The organism is Frankia gtarii, from assembly GCF_025403375.1.
Lineage (GTDB): Bacteria > Actinomycetota > Actinomycetes > Frankiales > Frankiaceae > Frankia > Frankia gtarii.
In genome coordinates, this window is record NZ_JAMPTM010000031.1 from 18,219 (window position 1) to 37,706 (window position 19,488).

The following is a 19,488-nucleotide window of genomic DNA, read 5'->3' on the forward strand; positions in this document are numbered from 1 at the left end:
GCTGAACCTGCTGAAAAGATGGCCAATCGAACCCACAAAATATCGTCCGGGTCTTCCTTCCGACCGGCGCCGCGCTCGACGGCGGATGGTCACCGCCGGCCGTCACCGCCCAGTCCGACTCCGGCTGAGGACGCGGCGCCGGCCCACAGGTTGGTGCTGTGGGCGTCGATGAGAGCGCCGATGCGGCTGAGGATGTCGCCGGCGGGTTGCGAGCCGAGACGGTGGCCGTCCCGCAGGCGTAGCGCGATGTGTCCGTCGGCGATTTCCTTGGCGCCGATGACGGCTTGGTAGGGGACGAGTCTGGTCTGTCGGATGCGGGCGCCCAGGCTGCCTCGTTCCGGCCCGACGATCTGCGCCCGTAGGGCGAGGTCGTCGCATTGCTGGGCGAGTGCTGCGGCGTTCGGCAGTTCGGATGCGGAGATCGGGAGGATCGCGATCTGGGTGGGGGCAAGCCAGGCGGGGAAGGCGCCACCGTGCTGTTCGATGAGATAAGCGACGGCCCGCTCTACGCTGCCGATGATGCTGCGATGGACCATGACCGGGCGGTGCCGCGCGCCGTCCGGGCCGATGTAGTGCAGGTCGAACTGGTCGGGCTGGTGGAAGTCGACCTGGACGGTGGACAGAGTGGACTCTCGGCCGGCACCATCGATGACCTGGACGTCGATCTTGGGGCCGTAGAACGCGGCCTCTCCTTCGGCCGCCTCGTAGGTCAGGCCGGCTCGGTCGAGGACGTCGGTCAGCAGGGTGATGGAGCGCTGCCACAGTTCGGGAGCGGCGACGTACTTGCCACCGGGTCCTGGGAGGGAGAGCCGGTAGCGATGTGGAGTGATGCCGAGCGCCTCATAGGCGTGGCCGATCATGTCCAGAGCGGCGTGTGCTTCGTCGGCAACCTGGTCCAGGGTGCAGAAGATGTGCGCGTCGTTGAGGTGAATCGCTCGGACGCGGGCGAGTCCGCCGAGGACGCCCGAGAGTTCGGCGCGGTACATACCGCCCAGCTCGGCGAGGCGCAGGGGCAGGTCGCGGTAGCTGTGGGACCGGGAGCGGTAGATCAGCGCGTGGTGCGGGCACAGGCTCGGGCGCAGCACGAGCTGCTCACCGCCGAGGTCCATCGGGGGGAACATGTCGTCGCGGTAGTGCGACCAGTGTCCCGAGATCTCGTACAGCTCCCGCTTGCCGAGGACCGGCGAGTACACGTGCCGGTAGCCCGCCCGCCGCTCGGCGGCGCGGATGTACTCCTCCAGGGTGTGCCGCACGACCGCGCCGTCGGGCAGCCAGTACGGCAGTCCCGCGCCGATCAGCGGATCGGTGTCGAACAGGTCCAGCTCACGGCCGAGTCTGCGATGGTCGTGCATGGCGGTCTCCTCGCGATATCGGACGAGTGACCGCAAGACGAAGCCCCGGGGCACTCGCCCCGGGGCTTCGGACTGCAGGATCTGTCAGCGCGCCGGGACACTGTCCGGCGTCGTCGTGATGGCAGCGCGCTTCATGCCGGTAACAGTAGCAAGACGTGGCCCTCCGTGTCAGCCTCGTGGCGTCGATCAACCAGGTCCCCGCGGTGCGGGCCCGGGCGTGGGCGACGCAGGAGGAGTCGGTCCCAGTCGCGAGCGCAAAACTTGCCGTGGGGGCACCAGATGGTCATCGGCTCCGTGGGACGGAGCCGTAGGCGGTAGAACGGGGGCATGGCACGCGTCCCTGACGATCCCAGTTCGCCTCCTCGGACGTCCCCGGTCGAGGGGGCCCAGCGAGCAGCAGCGGCGGCCGGTGTGCCAGGTTCCGCCGTGGAGGAGGTCACCGATGCGGTCCTCACCGCCTCTCGGCTGCTGGTCGCGGTGTCCGCCCGCTCGATCGCGGCGGTCGGCGAGGACGTCACGCTGCCGCAGTTCAGGATGCTCGTCGTGCTCGCGGGGCGGGGGCCGCAGCGCGCCGGGGAGCTGGCGGAGCTGCTGGACGTTCATCCGTCCACCGCAACGCAGATGGCGGACCGGCTCGTAGGTGCCGGGCTGATCGACCGGGTTGCCAATCCCCAGAGCCGCAGGGAGGTCATCGTCGCACTCACCGAGCCGGGACGGCTCCTGGTCGAGGAGGTCACCGCCCGGCGGCGGGCCGAGATCGCCACGATCGTCGCCCGCCTCGACCCGCAGCTGCGGGCGAGCCTCGTCAGCGCCCTGCGGGCGTTCGCGGACGCGGGCGACGAACCCATGGCGGTGTCCAGCCAGGGCGCCTCCGCGCTTGGGTGGACCTGACGACAGTGATCGGTGTCGCCGAGATTCTTCGACGGCACGTAGAACTTTGGCGGCTCGGAGCTCCTAGACTGCCGGCATGGAGGTGTCCGCCGGGCCGGTGGCACGCGCGCTGCGGGCGGGAGTGTTCGCCGGAGTGTGCGTGGCGCTGTCCGCAGTCGCACACCTCGCCGCACACGGAGCCGTCCCGGACTGGCGCCTGCTGCTTGCCGGGCTGGGGGCCACCGCGCTCCTGGGCGCAGCGTGTTGCGGGCGGGTGTCGTCGCTGCCCGCCGTCGTGGTCCTGATGGCAATAAGCCAGCTCGGCCTGCATGTGGGGTTCGCCGCCTGGCCGGCCTCCGCCGACGCCCCAGATCTGTCGCGTCTGCTGTGCGCCGCGCCGGGAGCGAATACCGCCTCCGCGGCCGCCTTTCTGCGCGCGCACGGCCTGCTGGCCGGATCCGCCCATTCCGCGGTGACGCACGGCGCGATGATGCACGGCAGCGGGCTGGCCGCGATGTCCTGCGCGCACACGATCGTCGCCGCGCTGACGGCCTGCTGGCTGCGGCGGGTCGACGCCTCGGTGAGCGGCGCACGTGCGGTGATCGGTGTTCTCGTTCGCTGTGTCCGGCGGATTGTGACCGCTCCTGTCACTCCCATCCCCCAGGCTCCTGCGTTCCACCGGCGGCATCCGGTGACGGCGTTCCCGGTGTGGCGACATTCGGTGGATCTTCGGCACAGTGTGGTGCGCCGCGGGCCACCGCGGATGGCCTGACACCTCCCGTCCGCCGTCCCCGGACCGCCCGCAGGCGCCGTCCGGACCGCCACCGTGTCCATCTGGATGCTCCGGGTCGGGGCGCAGGCCACGCTCGGCCCGCTGATCCGGGGGTCACGACGCTCCCCGGCTGGTCGACCGTGGGCGGAGTCGCGCCTTGGCTGCCGTTCCCCGTCATCTGGAGCTTGCATGATCAACGTTTCCGGTCGTCGCCCGTTCGACGCCCGCCCCGAAAGCCGGCAGCCGGACCAACCCGGACCCGTTCCGGATGCTCCCGGCCCGCCAGCCGCCCGCATCCGCTGACCATCAGGGGCCACCGAGGCCGATCCACCCCGCCGCCGCCCACTCGCCGGGCTCGCGGACGCCGGTGGACCCGACCCACCGTTCCTCGGGTCGTCGGGCTTTACCTTGCGGCGGCTGTGATGCTGCCCGGCTGTTCCTCCTCGACGGCCACCACGTCCTCCGGGCCGCCGGTGGTCACCGACACGCAGTCGCCGCAGGGAGGAATGCGTGGTACCGCGCTGGGCCCGCCGATCGCCATGCCGGACACGCGGCTGACGGACACCACCGGGCAGCCCTACGATGTTCGTGCGCATGCTGCGGGCCGGCTCACTCTGCTGTTCTTCGGCTACACCCACTGCCCGGACGTCTGCCCGACGACGATGGCGGACCTCGCCACCGCCCTGACGCAGGTCTCGCCGGCCGTCCGCAAGCAGATCAGCGTCATGTTCGTCACCTCGGATCCGGCGCGGGACACCCCATCTGTGATCCATCACTGGCTCGACATGTTCGACAGCACCTTCGTCGGGCTCACCGGCGACGTGAAGACCATCGACGCGGCCGCACACAGCGTGGGGGTGCCGCTGGAGCCGCCGCGACGGCAGGCCGACGGCAGCTACACCGTGGATCACGGGGCCCAGGTCCTCGCGTTCGCCCCGAACCGTGAGGCGCGCATCGTCTACCTCGCTGGCACACCGGTCGCCGACTACGCCCACGACCTCCCGCTGCTCCTGCGGGGAAACGCATGAACGACCAGTCGAGCCCGGCCGTCCCACGGCAGGGGACCAACCCGGAGACGTCATGATCCTGTCCCGTAGCCCGGTCACGATCACCCGTGGCCGGGTGGCCTTCACCGCGGCCGCCGCCGTACTCACCGCAGCTGCCGCCGCCACCCTGTGGACCCATCGCCAGCCGTCCGCGCCGATACTGCCGGTGTCCTGGTGCCGGTGGGGCCAGCAGGGCGGGCCACCACCGCTGAGCCCGGCCCGGCTGCTGGACACCTGGCAGCTCGACGCGGTGGCCCTCGCCTACCTGGTACCGGCGACCTGCCTTTACCTGTGGGGAGTCGCCCGCGTCCGGGCCCGACATCCAGTCCGGCCCTGGCCCCGTCTCCGTACGGCCTCCTACCTGGCCAGCGCCGCCGTGGTGGTCCTCGCGACCAACAGCGCGGTCGGCGCCTACGACGAAGCCCTGTTCAGCATGCACATGGTCCAACACCTGATGCTCATCATGGTGGCGCCGCCGCTGTTCGTTGCAAGCCGGCCGCTCACCCTTCTCCTGCACGCCACCGGCAATCCGCTGCACACCCGGATACGGAACCTGGTCCGATCATGGCCGGTCAGCCTCCTACTCTCGCCACCCGCCGCGTTCACCGGCTACACGATCACGATCATCGGCACCCATCTGACCTCCCTGATGAATGTGATCATGGCTCGGCCCTGGCTCGGCCAGCTCGAACACGCGCTCTACCTCGCGGCCGGCTACCAGTTCTTCGTCCTGCTGTTCGGTGACGAACCGATCCGCTGGAAGCTATCCATGCCGGGCCGGCTCGCCCTGGTCGTGCTGGCCATGGGCGTCGACACCTTCGCCGGCCTCGTCCTGCTCCAGTCGCGGACCCCGATTGCCATGGCCCCCCACGACTGGGGCAGCAGCGCCCTGCTGGACACGCAGACCGGTGGCGGGATCATGTGGGTCTTCGGGGACGGCCTCATGGTCGTCCTCATCGTGCTGCTGTTCCGGGTGTGGACCCGCAAGCCGGAAGCGGTCCGCCGGGCCAGGTCGGGCTGGCTGGAACGGGCCCGCACCGCGACCTTCGCCGCCCACACCGGGCACGACCCCGACCCGGTCGCGTCCGTGGGCACCACTGCCTCGGCCGGTCCGCGGCTGGCGCGCCCCCGCCACGCCGATCTGGACGACGACGAGGCGAGCTGGCGCGCCTACAACGACTGGCTCGCACAGCTGAACGGGTCTCGCTGAGAGAACCCCGGTGCGGGCGAAGGAGCGCACCGGCTCCGATTGGCAATACCGTGGTGGGGTATCCCGCGGGTGATGACACCATCCGACCGTCAACGTCGCCTGTGGCGGCGGGTGGATTCCGCCACGGCTGTGGAGATCCCGTTATGAGCCTGGTGCGGGCGATCGGGCATGCCCTCGGGGTGGCCGGGAGTATGACGTGGCAGGTGACCCGGTCGCTGATCCTGGGGTTCACGCTCTCCGCGATCGTTTAGTCGCTGGTCCACAAGAGCACGATCGTGCGGCTTCTGCCCGACGACCGGCCGCGCAGCCTGGCCACCGCCGCCGGGCTGGGCGCCGCGTCGAGTTCCTGCTCGTACGCTGCGGTCGCGTCGGCCCGCTCACTGTTCCGCAAGGGCGCGAACTTCACGGCCGCGATGGCGTCCGAGATCGCCTCGACGAACCTGGTCATCGAGCTGGGTCTGATCCTGGCCCTGCTGATCGGCTGGCCGTTCACGCTCGCGGAGTTCGCCGGCGGACCAATCATGATCGTCTTGTTGGCGCTCGTGTTCCGCCGGTTCCTGAGCAGCCGGCTGGTCGGCGCCGCCCGGGTTCAGGCCGACCAGGGCCTGGCCGGGTCGATGGAAGGGCACGCCGCGATGGACATGAGTGTGCCGAGCTCCGGCCACTTCGGGCGGCGGTTGGTCAGCCCGGCCGGCCTGAGCTCGGTCAGCCACACGTTCGTGATGGAGTGGGCCGCGATCCTGCGGGACCTCGTGATCGGGCTGCTGATCGCGGGGGCGGCCGGCGCGTGGATCCCCGACCGCTTCTGGCAGCATCTGTTCCTGACCGGCCACCCGCTGGCCGCGAAGATCTGGGGGCCGATCATCGGTCCCCTCATCGCCGTCGTCACGTTCGTCTGCTCGATCGGGAACGTGCCGCTGGCGGCGGTGCTCTGGAACGGCGGAATCAGCTTCGGCGGCGTCGTCGCGTTCATCTTCGCCGACCTGATCATCATTCCGATCCTGCTGATTTACGGCGTTGGCGCGACTCGATCTGTCGGACCTGCTGGAACTCGCGGTCGCGCAGCCACGTCGCTGTGGCGCGGCCGACCCGGTCGTGATGTCGCAGCTACTCGAACTCCTCAGAGACGTGGCCTGGAGTGCCCAGACCGCCCCACAGCGCGGGGCTGTAGCCGAACAGCTCGCCCGACTGCACGCCGTCATCAACCGGCAGGAACTCGACGCCGAGGACCGTCGCGGCATCGCACTCCTCGCAGATCAGGTCCACAACGCCGTCCACGGCGCCCACGAACAGACCAACCCGACGCCGTAACGTCCTGGCGCCGGTCATCCACCACCACCTCAAGCGAGTCGACCAGGCCGACCGCCTGCTTTCAGCGGTGCACTTCGGTCCCGCTGTCACCTTGGAGACGAACTGTCACAGCCTGCTCCACCCGGACGTTCGCCGAGAGCCTCGGATATGAGTCAGTCGTCACAACCATCCTGCTCGCCCTCCTGCTCCTTCTTGTCGCCGACGACGACACACTCTGCCCTGCGCTGACGCGCGTCCCGGTGGACAGCCTGAGCAAGGGGGCACGATGGGCCCGGCGCCCCGCCGCTGACCCGCTGGCGGCGGGCCTGTCGGGAGGCTGGCTGCCTTCACCGGCGCGCGCCGCGGACGTGCACCCATGACAGCACAGCGATCCTTTCTCTCCGTTGGGTTCTTTCCGGCCGCGGCCACATGCCTTTCACACGATCGCATCGAAAACTGCCGCCGACGGAGTCCTCCGCGAGATCGACCCGGACAACACCGCTCCTGGAAGGAAACCGAGTGGACCAACGAGATCAGACCGTCCAATGGGGCGTCACGACGGACGACGACAGGCGATCCGCCGGCTGGCAACTCCCGCTGTCCCTCCGATGCCTGCCGGCGCTCGCGATGGCCCTCCTCATCGGGCTTGGGGCCACCGCCTGTCGAGCCGGCGCCGTCTCGACAGCGGAGCCCGCGACTGCGACGACCATTCCGACTGCGACGACCATTCCGACTGCGACAGACGCCGCGGTCGTCGCCAGTGCCGCCCCGACGGGGTCATCCATGCCACCGGGAGGTGCGGGCGCGGGCGGTCCCGGGTCCCTGACCGTCGATATCACCTCCCCGATCGCTGTTGCCGGCCATGCCTCCACGGCCGTCAGCTGCCAGTCCACTGCGCGGCGCTACGTCGAGTCCGGGACCACGACCGTCAACGGCAGGACGGTGTCGCAGAGCGTCCGGGTCATCGGCTACAACGGGCCTGGCAGCTACCCGGCTGTGATCACAGTGTCCGTCGTCGCGCCGGAGTCCGGCCGTTACGCGATCGACGCGGTCCCAGCGACCGTCGACATCACCTCGGCGGGCGGCTCCATGTCGTTCAGCACGAGCACGACCGCCGGACCTACCCTCGCTGGCTCAATCACCTGGGCCTGCTCCGGCTAAGCCGTCAGCCGGCCGACGCGGAGGGCGTCGATCCGCGCATCCACCCAGCCGCATCGAGTCCGGTCACCGTGCGGCCGATGCGCACGCGGGGTGCGGGCGACACGGCGGGCGGGCCCGACGGTGACAGCGGGGCCAGGACAAGTTGGCGGCCGGCGTGGGGCGAGGATGCGGGATCTTTCCGGTTCCACGTGTGAAAGGCGAGCCACCAGTTCCCGTCGGCATCGACGAACGGTTCGGCTCCGCCCGGCCCGACACCCGCGTTCCCGGTGCGCAGGAAGGGTTCGGGTGCCGCGGTGCAGGGTCCGAGCGGCCCGGCGCAGGCGGCGGTCGCGGTGACGTAGTCGGGACTGTGCCAGTCGCCGGCGGAGTAGATCAGATCGAATCGGCCGCCGCGGGCGAGCATCGCCGGGCCCTCCACGATGCCGTGTTGCCAGGCCAGGCCGGGGTGGAGCAGTTCCACCGCCGGGCCGGCCAGGCTGCGGCCGTCCGCGCTCATCCGCGCGGCCCACAACGTTGGGACGTGCCCGGCCCGGATCCCCTCGCTCTTCCAGGTCAAGTAACGGTTGGTTCCGGCCGTGTAAGGACTCGGGTCGATGCTGCCGCCCGCCTCGGACTGGCAGATCAGCGGCGCGCCGGAGACGTCGACGAACGGGCCGGCCGGCGAGGCGGAGCTCGCGGTCGAAATGCACTGGATACCGAGGACGGTCACGCGGGCGGTGTAGTAAAGGACGAAGCCGCCGGCGACGGGACTGACAGCCGGGGCCCAGGTCAGGAGCTGGCCGACGGCGGCCCACCGGGGCAGGGCCGGCAACGCGTCCCCCACCGCCTGCCAGGTCCGCATCCCGGTGCTTCGCAGCACTGGGATGTTACCCCCGTCCGTAGTATTCGTCCCATAGGCGTAACTGACCCCGGCGACGGTCAGCACGAACGGATCGGCCAGGTTGGACCCGTGGACGGCAATGGCCGGACGGTCGTCCGATGTGCCGCCGGCTGGTGTGCCGCCGGTGGCCGTACCCTTTAGGCCCGTACCCTTCAGGCCCGTCGCGCCGGGCGACGGCCCAGGGGCGGTGGTCCCCGCGCCGGGTGCGCCGGCCCGCGCGGTCGACGAACCGGTCGAGACGACCCGGCCCACCAGCACCATCCCGGTTACGGCGAACGCGAGCACCACCACGACCACCGCCGTCACGGCGACCGCGGTCGGTGCCCGGCGCGACCCCCGGCGGGCGGCATCGGCGGGGCGCGCGGGATCAGGCGGCGCGGGCGGATCGAGCAGGTGCGACATGGCGGCGTGGGCCTCCCGGCTGGGCTCGGATGCGACTGCGCAGCCTGGCCGGCCCAGATGTGCGTGCCGTGTGAGAATTGTCAGAGCCTCGTACGGGTGCGGTGTCCGTGCGGCCGTGGTCTCGCGGCCGCCGGATGACCGCCGGGTACTCGAACAGAACTCACATGTTCGGCCGCTGTGCTGGGAGGCATGAGAGGGCGTGATGGGTGAGATCCCGGGCCGGCAGCCGGGTCTGAACACGGCCGCGGCGTCGGCGAAGCCCCGGGTGCTGGTGGTCGACGACGAAACCAACATCGTGAACCTCGTGCGCATGTCGCTGCGTTTCCACGGCTTCGACGTCGAGACGGCGGGATCGGGCGGCGAGGCGCTGGCGGCGGTGGGCCGGGCCCGGCCCGACCTGGTGGTGCTCGACGTCATGCTGCCCGACCTCGACGGATTCGAGGTCTGCCAACGTCTGCGGGACGGCGACATGGACGTTCCCGTGATCTTCCTGACCGCGCGGCACGCACACGCGGACAAGGTCGCGGGTCTCACCTACGGCGGGGACGACTATGTGACCAAGCCGTTCTCGGTGGACGAACTGGTGGCCCGGTTCCGCGCCGTCCTGCGCCGGGCCCGACGCAACGAGCCGGCGCCCGCGGCCCACGCCCTGACCTTCGCCGACGTGGTCCTGGATGAGGACACGCACGAGGTGACCCGGGCCGGCGTGCCCCTGGAGCTTTCACCGACCGAGTACAAGCTGCTGTGATACCTGCTGACCAACCCACGGCGGGTGCTGTCCCGGGCCCAGATCCTCGACGCGGTGTGGACGTATGACTTCCGTGGCTGCGACACCGTGGTGGACCAGTACGTCAGCTACCTGCGGCGCAAGCTGGCGGCGCACGGGCCGTCGCTGATCAGCACCCGTCGGGGGTTCGGGTACATGCTTCGGGAGCCCGATGGCCCGAGGTGACCCGCGTCGGGGCGTCTCGCTACGGGTCCGGCTGCTGGCCGGCCTGGTGCTCCTGATGACCGTGGGTCTGGCTGCGGCCGCGGCCGCGAGCGTTCTGGTGCTGCGGGCGTACCTGCTCGACCGTGCGGACAGTCGGTTGCACGGGGCGCAGGACCTGGTGGCGACCCGAGTCCTCGCGTCCCTTCCCCGAGCCGCGCCGGCCATCGGGGCGGCGGTGCTGGACCGGACGGTGGGGCCGACGGACTACATCGTCGAGATCCGGCCGCCGGGCGGCCCGGTGCTGACCGCCGCGGGTGGCGGCAGCGACCCGCCCCGGTCGGGGCCACTGCTGGACCGAGTCTCGGACCTGGGCTCCCGTGCCGCGTCCAGTGCCCCGTTCACGGTCGACGACGGCGGCGAACGATTCCGGGCGATCGCCGGGACGTTGCCGGCCGGCGGTGGAACGGATCTGGTCGCGCTCCCGATGCGGCCGGCCACGGCGACCGTCTACCGGCTGGCGGTGATCGAGGCGATGGCCGGCGCGGTCGTCCTCGTCACGGCCGGGATCTCGGCGTGGCTGATACTCGGCCGCGGTCTGCGGCCGTTGCGCGACGTCGCCGAGACAGCGGCGGCGATCGCCGCCGGGGACCTCTCGCGCCGTGTCCCGAGTTCCCCGGTGCGCAGCGAGACCGGACGGCTCTCGGCCGCGTTGAACGTGATGCTGGGCCAGATTCAGACGGCGTTCGACGAGCGGGGGCGGTCCCAGGAACGCCTGCGGTTGTTCGTCGCGGATGCCTCCCACGAGTTACGGACCCCGCTGACGTCGGTCCGGGGATACGTCGACCTGCTGCGGCAGGGCGCGGTCCCGCCGCCAGGGGTGGACGACGCGCTGCGCCGGGTGCAGGAGGAGACCCGGCGGATGAGCACGCTCGTGGACGACATGCTGTACCTGGCCCACCTCGACGAGCAGCCCCCGCTCGACCGGGCCGAGGTCGACCTCGCGGTGATCGCGCGCGACGCGGTGGCGGACGCCGCGGCGGTCGAGCCCGACCGTGGCGTCACTCTGGACTGCCCGCCGACCTGCATCGTGGTCGGTGACGGCGACGCGCTGCGCCAGGTCGTCGGCAACCTGCTCACGAACGTCCGAGTCCACACGCCGACCTCGGCCGCGGCCGCCGTGACGGTCGCCCGCGTGGGCGACCGCGTCTGCCTGCGGGTCAGCGACACCGGGCCCGGGATGCCACCCGGAGCCGTGGACCGGATCTTCGACCGCTTCTACCGGGCGTCCGGTGGCCGGGACCGGGTCCACGGGGGCAGCGGCCTGGGCATGTCCATCGTCGCCGCGGTGGCCGCCGCCCACGGCGGCACGGCCGAGGTGCACTCCGTGGTCGGGGTCGGCACCACCGTCACGGTGACGCTCCCGCTGGATCCGGCGCGGGCGGGGGTACAGACCGAGCCCGCGCACAGCCTGTCCGGGCAGACGGAACGCCAATGTGGCTGACATCGAACTCGAGTGTTGGCGCGGTCTGCTGGTCCCATGTCGGCCTACACCGTGGAGCTTCCCGCGCCGACCCGCCCGCCCGGCCACCGGTTCCGGCTGGTGGTCGGCCTGGTCGTGCTGGCCGCCACCGTCCTGGCGGTGACCGACCGCCTGCTCGTCCGGGTCGTCGAGCACCGGCTGGCCACCCGGCTGGCCTGCCTGGGGATGCTGAGTGACGGCGTTTCGGTGCACATCGGCGGATTCCCGTTCCTGACCGAGGCGGCCACCGGGCACGTCTCCTCGGCACGGGTCACGGCGGCCGCCGCCGGCCCGGGGGCGCGGCTGGTCGCCGTGACGATCGACCTGCGCGACCTGCGGCTTCCCCCGATGGCCGGCCTGGTCGGCTCGGGCGGCGGGGCGAAACTCGCGATCGGTTCCGCGACGCTGGACGCGACGGTCCCGTACGGGACGCTGCGCAGTCTGATCGGTGCCGGTGCCGGTGCCGGTGCCGGCGGCCTGGGCGTGGGCGGCGGTGTCACCGCGCGGACGACCGCCGCCGGAACCATCGCCAGCGCAATCACCGCCCCCGGGGCCGGCCGCGGCATGAGCTCGCTCGGCGGTCTTCCGTTCGGCGCGCACCTCGATGCCGTCACGCCGAGCGGGCAGGGCGTGCGGGTCCAGATGTCGATCAGTGGCGCCACGTTCGACCAGCAGGCGGCCGCCCACCCGCCGTGCGGAGGTGCCTGACATGGCCCGCTCGGACACACATACCGCCGCTGCCGGCTGCGCCGACGACTCCGACACCGGCCTGAGCGCCGGCCCGGCGGCGGGCGGGCGCGCCTTCGCTCCGGCCGGCGTGGGCCGGCGGCTCCTGCTAGTCCCGGCCGCCCTGCTCGTCCTGCGGGGCACCGAGGCGGCGCTCGCCGTGGCCACGGTCGGCCTGCTGCGGCTGATTCCGGTCGACCAGGCCGCGGCCCACCTCCACGTCTCGGGGCTGGCCAAGATCGAGGCGGACCCGCACACAGCCACGACGGCACTTGTCACCCTGGCCCTGTCAGCAACGCTGGCCGCCGTCCTGCTGCGGTCGCGGTCCACGCTCGCGCAGTTCGCGGCGATCAAGGTGTTCGCACTGGTGGCGGCGACAGCGATCACCGGCGTGTACGCCCCGGGGCCGCTGCGCGTGCAGATCGCCGTCGCTGTCACCGGCGTCGGCACGGTCGTCCTGCTGTGGTCACGGATGCGGGTGGCGGTGCCGCGGGTACTGGAAACGGTCAACATCCGGCATGTCGACGGCCGCGCCGCCGACATCCTGCTCGCGGTGAAAATCAGCGCCCTCGTCGCCGTGATCGTCCTGCTCGGATGAGCCCGCCGACCGGCCGACAGGCCAACCAGGAAAGGTTCCGATGACCACTACTCCGACCTTCCCCGACTCGCCGAACACGATCCCCCGACCGGTCGAGGAGGTACCCGGGCCCGCCGGCGGACCGCTCGCAGCGATGCGCCTCATACGCGCCGACCCACTGGCCGGCCTGACCCGCCTGCGCCGCGAATACGGCCTGGTCGTGCGCCTGAGCTCCCGGCCGGTCTCGGCGTTCCTGGTCGCGGACCCGACCGCGATCGGCGACGGGCTCGTCGGGTCGAACCGCACACACGCCAAGGGCGCAGTACGGCGCGGGTTCGGATCGAGCGAGACGGTGATCCAGCCGTTGACGATGCTACTCGGCCAGGGCCTGCTCACCTCCTCCGGCGAGGTCCACCGCCGGCAGCGCCGACTGATGCAGCCGCTGTTCCACCGCGAACGCATCGCCGGATACGGCGAGACGTTCGCCCGCATCGCCGACGAAACCGCCGCCACCTGGCGTGACGGCCTGCGCCTCGACCTCCACGCCGAGATGACCGAGATGACGTTGGCAATCGTCGCCCGCACCCTGTTCGGCGTCGACCTCGACAGCGAGATGATCGCCATCGTGCGTACCGCGATCAGCGCGAACATGCCGGCCGCCAGGTCGGCCCGGATGCCGGGATTCGAGACGTTCGAACGGCTCCCACTGCCCGGGCCCCGGCGGCGGCGCGCCGCGCGCGAATCGCTCGACCGGGTCGTCTACGACCTGATCGAGGACCGGCGCAGGACCGGCGCAGGCGGCGATGACCTCCTGTCGCTCCTGTTGTCCACCCGCGACGCCGACACCGGCGCCGGCATGGCCGACGAGGAGGTGCACGACGAGGCCCTGACAATCATGCTGGCCGGACACGAGACGACGGCCAACGCGCTGAGCTGGACCTTCCACCTGCTGGGCGGCAACGCAGAGGTGGCGGCCCGGATGCACGCCGAACTCGACTCGGTCCTAGCCGACCGGATCCCGACGATGGACGACCTGCCCCGGCTGCCCTACACGGACGCGGTGCTGCGCGAATCGATGCGGCTCTACCCACCGGTGTGGGCGATGGGCCGCCACCTGACCGAGGACCGCGACGTCGGCGGCTACCTGCTGCCGGCCGGTTCGACGCTGCTGTTCAGCCAGTGGGTGGTGCACCGCGACGAACACTGGTGGCCGGACCCGGAGCGCTTCGACCCGACCCGCTGGCTGGGCCCGGCGATCGGCGTCGGCGCGGCTCCGCCGGGCCAGCCGCGCTACTCCTACTTTCCGTTCGGCGGCGGCCCGCGCCAGTGCATCGGCAACACGTTCGCCCACTCCGAGGGGGTCCTCGCCCTGGCCGCGATCAGCCGTCACTGGTCGTTCGAACCGATCGCGGGCATCGAGATCGTCCCACAACCGCTCGTCACGTTGCGCCCCCGCGACGGCCTGCCCATGACCGCGCACCGTCGCGGCTGAAGCGCCGGGTCGGCGGGACCTCGATCCTCATCTTCGCCGCCGCAGCCGGATACCTGCTGACCAGCCGGAGCCAAAGGGGCTACCTGGCGCCGCCCACCGGCGTATCTGTAATCCCTACCGCGTGGTCGCGGCAACCCGAGCGTTGTCCCAGGGACGGCCGCGCAGGAGCGTCATGATGGGGAAGCCGATGGAAAAGTCGATGGGGATCCCAGGTGCGCCGCCCACATCCGCGTTACTCGAGCGGGCGCTGTTGCATTGCGGGGATTCAGCGCATGCAGGGCCTCGGGCGGTCTCGGTCAGATGGCCTGGGTGGGCGCTGTTGCGTTACGGGGAAGCTGGGCATGCCAGCGGCCGAGGCGGCTGCCGGTCAGACGGCTGCTGCAAGTTCGGTGAACGCGGCTGCCAGCTTCAGCTGTGGGTTGGTGTCGATCCCGAGTTCGTAGTGGCCGCGGCGGATGTTCTGGACCAGGGCGTGGCCGGCGCTGATCGTCTGGGCGGAGCGCAGCCGTTTCAGCCCGCGCATCGGCCGGAGCCGCGCTTTCAACCGGCCGTGGTCGGCTTCGATCCGGTTGTTCTCCCGGGCGGCGTCGACGTGACAGGCCTCGGGGAGCAGCTCGTCGAGGATCCGCGGGTAGACAGGTGCCCTGTCCGTAGTGACCTCGACCGGGCGGCGACCATGTGCCAGTGCCAGAGTGAAAAACCTGCGGGCGGCGGCCCGGTCGCGGCGGGCGCTGGCCAGGACGTCGATCACCTGGCCATGCTGGTCGACCGCCCGGTACAGGTACGTCCACCGGCCCGCGATCTTCACATACGTTTCATCCACGAACCACCTGTCACCGGGCCGGTGCCGACACGGCCGAGCCGTTTCGACCAGCAAGGGCGTGAAGCGCTGCACCCACCGATACACCGTGACGTGATCAACCTCGAGGTCGTGTTCGGCGAGCAGCTCCTCGACGTCCCGGTAGGACAGCGCGTACCGCAGGTACCAGCGGACCGCGAGGACGATCACCTCCGGTGGGAACCGGAACCCCGCGAACTCCGACGTCGGAACCGGTGAACAGGCACGACGTCGACGCATCACTCGATCATGACTGATCGGCAGCCGCCGGACAGCGGACTCCGCCAATGCAACAAAGCCGAGGGGAGCAACGCGCGCCTCGGCCGGCTCACATGACGGCCCCGAGCGTCTCTCAGATAACGGAGGGCGGGGCCACGGCGGCCTGGCCGAGCTGGACCGGCAGCGCGGCGGCACTGTTGGAGAAGAACGACGGAACCGGCGGCAGGGTCGCGGGGTCGGCCGCCAGGCGCAGGTCCGGGTACCGGACGAACACAGCGGGCAGGGCGACGCCTGCCTCCAGGCGCGCCAGGTGCGCGCCCAGGCACAGGTGCGGTCCGCCGCCAAAGGACAGATGCCGCTGGGGGGCGCGGGTGACGTCGAACTGTTCGGCGTCGGGGCCGTACTGGCGGGGGTCGCGCCCGACACCGCTGTACGCGGCGAGAATCGCGTCGCCCTTCGCGATCGTGACGCCCGCGATCGTGACATCCTCGAGCGGGTAGCGGGCGGGGAAGTTCCCGATCGGCGCGTCCCAGCGCAACACTTCCTCGACCACACTGGACCAGGTCGCGGCGTCACCGGCGACGGCGATGGCCTTCTGGTCCGGATGCGTGAGCAAGGCGCGTATGCCGTTGGTGATGAGGCTCAGCGTGGTCTCGTGGCCGGCGGTGAGCAGCAGCCAGATGGTGTCGACGAGCTCCTCGGTGGTCAGCGCCGCCTCGTCCTCCTCGCGCAGCTTGATCAACGCGCTGGTGAGGTCCTCACCGGGCTCGTCGCGACGCAGCCGCACCAGCTCGGCGAGCAGGGCCAGACGCTGCCGCTCGGTGGCCACGGCCTCCTCGCTGCTGGTGTCCGTGCGGAAGATGCTGTCGACAAGCCGGCGGAGCTCGGCGCGCCACTCCCGCGGGACGCCAAGCAGCTCGCAAATCACCTGCATCGGCACCGGGTAGGCGTAATGCGACCGCAGATCCACCGATCCGTCGGGGCCGGCATGGGAGGGGAGCTCGTCCAGCAGTTCGGCGACGATCTGGTTGACGCGGGGACGGAGCTGTTCCACCCGGCCGCGCGTGAACACCCGGGTCACCGGTCGGCGCAGGCGGGAGTGCGCGACGCCGTCGCTGGTCACCATGTTGGTCACCTTGATCATGCCGACCAGCGGCCAGTCGTCGGTGATCGTCCCGTCCTGGATGGCGCTCCAGTTCCGCCAGTTCTTGCTCACCCGCTCGTCCGCCACCAGGTCGGCGAGCAGGGCGTGGTCGGTGACCACCCACACGCGGATGCCGCCGGGCAGCTCGGCCTGCACCACCGGACCCGCCTCCCGCAGCCGGCGCTGTTCGCCGTGGTGATCGGCGCCGAAGGGGTCCAGGGGAACCAGCGGGATGGCGGTCGAGTCAGCCATGCGAGACCTCCTGCTCAACGATGGGCACGTCGGATGCGACGAAACGCACTGGAAGGCTCGCCGGGCAGCGGGTCCACGGCGAGGACAAAAGCTCGATCTCATCCGGAAGAATGGCCAAGGTGAGGTCGTGCAGTTCTGTCAAGACGGTCGTGACGGCTGTGCGGGTGATCAGACGGCTGGGGTCCAGGGCCGGGCAGGTGTGCGGGCCGGCGGAGAACGCCAGGTGCGAACGGTTGCCGGTCTCCAGCCAGGGGTCGTCGGTGTGCATGCGCGCGTCGGCGTTGGCCGCGCCCAGGCCGAGGATCAGGGCGTCGCCCGCGCGGATGGGCTGCCCGGCGAGCTCGGTGTCGGCGAGCGCGTACCGGGCGGGCATGTTGGCCATGGGTGGATCGCGGAACAGCACCTCGTCGAGCGCGTCGTCCACGCCCAGACGGCCGCCGTGCAGGCGCCCGGCGAACCGAGGGTCGGTGAGCATCAGCCGGATGGTCTGCGCGATCCACGAGGTCGTCGTCTCGTAGCCGGCCGAGATCATCAGAACGATGGACTGCACGACCTCGTCGCTGTCGTGCAGGTTCGGGTGCGCCAGGAAGGCGGTGGTGAGATCCTCGGCCGGGCTGGCCGCGTGCGACTGCATGACCTCGGTCAGGATGCGTTCGAAGGTGCGGTTGCCCTCCTGCGAGTCCTCGCCGCTGCCGAACAGGGCGATCAGGCCGGCCCGCAGCTGATGGCCGTGCTCGGTGGAGATTCCGAACAGGCTGGAGACCGCCAGCATGGGAATGACCGACGCGTACTCGGTGACCAGGTCGGCCTCGCCACGTTTCGCGAACCCGCGGATCAGCTCTCGGCAGGTCGCCTGCAGCGAGCGCCGGAGGGCGTGCTGGTCCATGCCCGCGATGCCCTCGTCGAGCGGGGCCCGCAGCCGGCGATGCCGTGCTCCGTCCGCGAAGTAGGCGTTGTCCCGCGGGAACATCATCGGTCCCAGTCCGGAGTCCTGGCGCACGACACCGTCGGACAGCAGCCGCCAGTGCGAGGGATTGCGGGCGAACAGGCGCTCGTTGCGCACCACGTGAAGAATCTCGGGATAGCCCATGACCAGCCAGGCCGGTACACCGGGTTCGAGCTCCACCGGTGCGACCTGCCCCCACCGCTCCCGCAGCACCCGGTAGGCGGCCTGTGGGTCGGCGCAGGTGGTGGTCTCCGACAGCGGAGTCAGACCCGTGAAGTCCGACAGGGAATGGCGGGTGGAAATCATCGATGCGCCCCTGTCAGCCGGGAGGATACCGTCGCGTGCTCGACCAGAGTGATCAGCGCTTGGATCGAGGACTGCCTGTCCAGAGCCCGGCAGGACGTCATCGGCGTATCGGTGGGCAGGTCCAGCGCGGCGACGATCTGGTCCAGCGAGATATCCGGCGTATCGGGGAACACGTTCACGGCCACGGCGAAGGGCGTGTCACTCAGTTCCATCTGGTCGAAAACCTCGAAGCTCTCCTCCAGCCTGCGCGTGTCGACCAGGACCAGGGCGCCGATCGCGCCCTCGGCCAGCCCGGCCCAGTGGTCCCAGAATCGTCGTTGCCCGGGAGTGCCGTAGAGATACAGCACGATGTCGTCCCCGAGGGTGATCCGACCGAAATCCAGGGCGACCGTCGTCGACGTCTTGCGCTCGACACCCGTCAGCGAGTCGACCCCCAAGCTTTGCTGGGTCATCTGTTCTTCGGTATGCAGCGGTACGATCTCACTCACCGAGTCGATCAACGAGGTCTTGCCGACACCGAACGGGCCCGAGACCAGAATCTTGACCGACTGACGCACCGTCGGCGAGACATACCGGTCCGCCTCGTCACGATCAGCCCCGCGGTGATCAGAGGCTACGGAGACCATACAGGACCCTTTCGAGAAGCTCTTGGTTCGGGGTATCCGGATCGGCCCCCACCGTGCGCACGGCGAGATGGCCGCTGTCGACCAGGTCCGAGACCATGACCGCCGCGACGCTCACCGGGATTTTCAGGTGGGCGGCGGCCTCGGCCAGCGACAGCATTCCCCGGCACAGCTGCACCAGGGACCGATGCTGACGCGTGGCCGAGGGCGGCAGGCTGGCGTCCGCATTCGCCACCAGCAGGGTCTCCGGCCGGACCGTGTTGCGGCTGGGGCGCGCCTGGCCACCGGTCAGCACATACGGTCGAACCGGGCCGAGGTAGTCCGTGGGGTCGACCACGGCTTAGTGCGGGCGCTCGGCGGAGCTCAACGACTTCTCGCCAATCTTGCGTACCGTCGTGGTCATCTGGTGGGCGACGAGCGCCGGGTCAATCACGGCCTCGGTGATCACACCCAGGTAGGTGCGTTCGCCGGCGCCGCGGAACATCAGCTTGGCGCCGTTGAGTTCGTACACCACGTGGCTGGGAATGCCGCCCTCACCGTGGTCTCCGGCAACCGCCCTGCCCAGGGACGCCATGGCCGAGCACGCGGCGGCGAGCTTCTCGGCGCCGTCGCGGTCCATGGTGCTGGAGACGGCGGTCACAAAGCCATCGGCGGTGAAAACGAACGCGTGCCGTACGCCCTGCGTCGTCTCGATTTCCTCCACCATCCAGCGGTTGGCGTCGATCCCACGCCAGTGGTCGGTGTGGAGAGTGCCGGTGGCATCGGGGGTCATTCCGTGTCCTCTGCGGGAGTGAGCGGGGCCGAGGGTGGGGTGGAGTCGCCCGGGTCAGTGACTTCGCCACCGGAAGCGGCGTCCGGCGAGACGCTCAGAATCGCCGCGAGGAACGATCCGGCTTCGTCGGCTGACGGCGGCGGTGCGGGCGGGCTCGCGG

At 70.7% G+C, this 19,488-nt stretch carries 18 protein-coding genes and 2 pseudogenes; 12 read left to right on the forward strand and 8 right to left on the reverse strand.

From position 1 onward, the window contains the following. Positions 1 to 89: 89 nt before the first annotated feature. On the reverse strand, positions 90 to 1,406 hold the full coding sequence (gene thrS / locus NBZ83_RS07560; RefSeq protein WP_261574618.1) for a threonine--tRNA ligase: 1,317 nt from the start codon (positions 1,404 to 1,406) through the stop codon (positions 90 to 92). Between the two features lie 372 nt (positions 1,407 to 1,778). Between thrS and NBZ83_RS07565 the strand changes: the two genes are divergently transcribed. From NBZ83_RS07565 to NBZ83_RS07600, 7 genes and pseudogenes are all read left to right on the forward strand, one after another. Next, entirely contained in the window at positions 1,779 to 2,243 is a 465-nt protein-coding gene (locus NBZ83_RS07565) for a MarR family winged helix-turn-helix transcriptional regulator (RefSeq protein ID WP_261574619.1), read from the forward strand. 76 nt (positions 2,244 to 2,319) lie between these two features. Further along, positions 2,320 to 2,994 (forward strand): hypothetical protein, encoded by a 675-nt coding sequence (locus NBZ83_RS07570; RefSeq protein ID WP_261574620.1) that lies wholly within the window; start codon positions 2,320 to 2,322, stop codon positions 2,992 to 2,994. A gap of 506 nt (positions 2,995 to 3,500) precedes the next feature. Further along, positions 3,501 to 4,022 carry an SCO family protein gene (locus tag NBZ83_RS07575; protein ID WP_261574621.1) on the forward strand — a complete coding sequence of 174 codons (522 nt, stop codon included), beginning with the start codon at positions 3,501 to 3,503 and terminating at the stop codon, positions 4,020 to 4,022. A gap of 52 nt (positions 4,023 to 4,074) precedes the next feature. Continuing rightward, the gene (locus NBZ83_RS07580; protein ID WP_261574622.1) at positions 4,075 to 5,250 is read left to right on the forward strand and encodes a cytochrome c oxidase assembly protein; all 1,176 of its coding nucleotides are present in this window, start codon (positions 4,075 to 4,077) and stop codon (positions 5,248 to 5,250) included. A gap of 275 nt (positions 5,251 to 5,525) precedes the next feature. Beyond that, positions 5,526 to 6,206 (forward strand): annotated as a pseudogene (locus NBZ83_RS33715) (permease); the annotation flags it as partial. Between the two features lie 61 nt (positions 6,207 to 6,267). Continuing rightward, a complete protein-coding gene (locus tag NBZ83_RS07595; protein WP_261574625.1) occupies positions 6,268 to 6,561 on the forward strand; it encodes a hypothetical protein in 294 nt (97 codons plus the stop codon). 762 nt (positions 6,562 to 7,323) lie between these two features. Continuing rightward, the gene (locus NBZ83_RS07600) at positions 7,324 to 7,701 is read left to right on the forward strand and encodes a hypothetical protein (RefSeq protein WP_261574626.1); all 378 of its coding nucleotides are present in this window, start codon (positions 7,324 to 7,326) and stop codon (positions 7,699 to 7,701) included. A gap of 4 nt (positions 7,702 to 7,705) precedes the next feature. Here NBZ83_RS07600 and NBZ83_RS07605 read toward each other — a convergent pair whose 3' ends face one another. Continuing rightward, positions 7,706 to 9,295: a glycoside hydrolase family 43 protein gene (locus NBZ83_RS07605; protein WP_438803295.1), complete on the reverse strand. Its 1,590-nt coding sequence runs from the start codon at positions 9,293 to 9,295 to the stop codon at positions 7,706 to 7,708. On the opposite strand from NBZ83_RS07605, the pseudogene NBZ83_RS07610 reads away from it, so the two are divergent. The 5 genes and pseudogenes from NBZ83_RS07610 to NBZ83_RS07630 all read left to right on the forward strand — a co-directional run bounded on the left by NBZ83_RS07610 (position 9,186) and on the right by NBZ83_RS07630 (position 14,228). Continuing rightward, positions 9,186 to 9,935 (forward strand): annotated as a pseudogene (locus NBZ83_RS07610) (response regulator transcription factor). The gene NBZ83_RS07605 and the pseudogene NBZ83_RS07610 sit on opposite strands and share 110 nt — an antisense overlap. Continuing rightward, complete coding sequence (locus NBZ83_RS07615) at positions 9,922 to 11,415, forward strand: sensor histidine kinase (RefSeq protein WP_261574628.1); 1,494 nt, start codon at positions 9,922 to 9,924, stop codon at positions 11,413 to 11,415. Before NBZ83_RS07610 ends, NBZ83_RS07615 begins: the two are co-directional and overlap by 14 nt. A 36-nt stretch (positions 11,416 to 11,451) precedes the next feature. Further along, positions 11,452 to 12,141 carry an LmeA family phospholipid-binding protein gene (locus NBZ83_RS07620; protein WP_261574629.1) on the forward strand — a complete coding sequence of 230 codons (690 nt, stop codon included), beginning with the start codon at positions 11,452 to 11,454 and terminating at the stop codon, positions 12,139 to 12,141. A gap of 1 nt (position 12,142) precedes the next feature. Beyond that, entirely contained in the window at positions 12,143 to 12,757 is a 615-nt protein-coding gene (locus tag NBZ83_RS07625; RefSeq protein ID WP_261574630.1) for a histidine kinase, read from the forward strand. A gap of 40 nt (positions 12,758 to 12,797) precedes the next feature. Next, positions 12,798 to 14,228: a cytochrome P450 gene (locus tag NBZ83_RS07630; protein ID WP_261574631.1), complete on the forward strand. Its 1,431-nt coding sequence runs from the start codon at positions 12,798 to 12,800 to the stop codon at positions 14,226 to 14,228. A 367-nt stretch (positions 14,229 to 14,595) separates the two neighbouring features. Here the strand turns inward: NBZ83_RS07630 and NBZ83_RS07635 are convergent, their stop codons facing one another. From NBZ83_RS07635 to NBZ83_RS07660, 6 genes are all read right to left on the reverse strand, one after another. Beyond that, positions 14,596 to 15,306: an IS6 family transposase gene (locus tag NBZ83_RS07635; RefSeq protein ID WP_261574632.1), complete on the reverse strand. Its 711-nt coding sequence runs from the start codon at positions 15,304 to 15,306 to the stop codon at positions 14,596 to 14,598. A gap of 112 nt (positions 15,307 to 15,418) precedes the next feature. Next, on the reverse strand, positions 15,419 to 16,681 hold the full coding sequence (locus tag NBZ83_RS07640; RefSeq protein WP_261574633.1) for a cytochrome P450 family protein: 1,263 nt from the start codon (positions 16,679 to 16,681) through the stop codon (positions 15,419 to 15,421). Beyond that, a complete protein-coding gene (locus tag NBZ83_RS07645; protein ID WP_261566360.1) occupies positions 16,674 to 17,933 on the reverse strand; it encodes a cytochrome P450 in 1,260 nt (419 codons plus the stop codon). Before NBZ83_RS07645 ends, NBZ83_RS07640 begins: the two co-directional genes overlap by 8 nt. After that, positions 17,930 to 18,559 carry a GTP-binding protein gene (locus tag NBZ83_RS07650; RefSeq protein ID WP_261566361.1) on the reverse strand — a complete coding sequence of 210 codons (630 nt, stop codon included), beginning with the start codon at positions 18,557 to 18,559 and terminating at the stop codon, positions 17,930 to 17,932. Before NBZ83_RS07650 ends, NBZ83_RS07645 begins: the two co-directional genes overlap by 4 nt. Continuing rightward, complete coding sequence (locus tag NBZ83_RS07655) at positions 18,540 to 18,893, reverse strand: DUF742 domain-containing protein (RefSeq protein WP_261574634.1); 354 nt, start codon at positions 18,891 to 18,893, stop codon at positions 18,540 to 18,542. The genes NBZ83_RS07650 and NBZ83_RS07655 overlap by 20 nt, the downstream gene beginning before the upstream one ends. A 3-nt stretch (positions 18,894 to 18,896) precedes the next feature. Beyond that, positions 18,897 to 19,328: a roadblock/LC7 domain-containing protein gene (locus tag NBZ83_RS07660; protein WP_009741809.1), complete on the reverse strand. Its 432-nt coding sequence runs from the start codon at positions 19,326 to 19,328 to the stop codon at positions 18,897 to 18,899. Between the last annotated feature and the right edge of the window lie 160 nt (positions 19,329 to 19,488).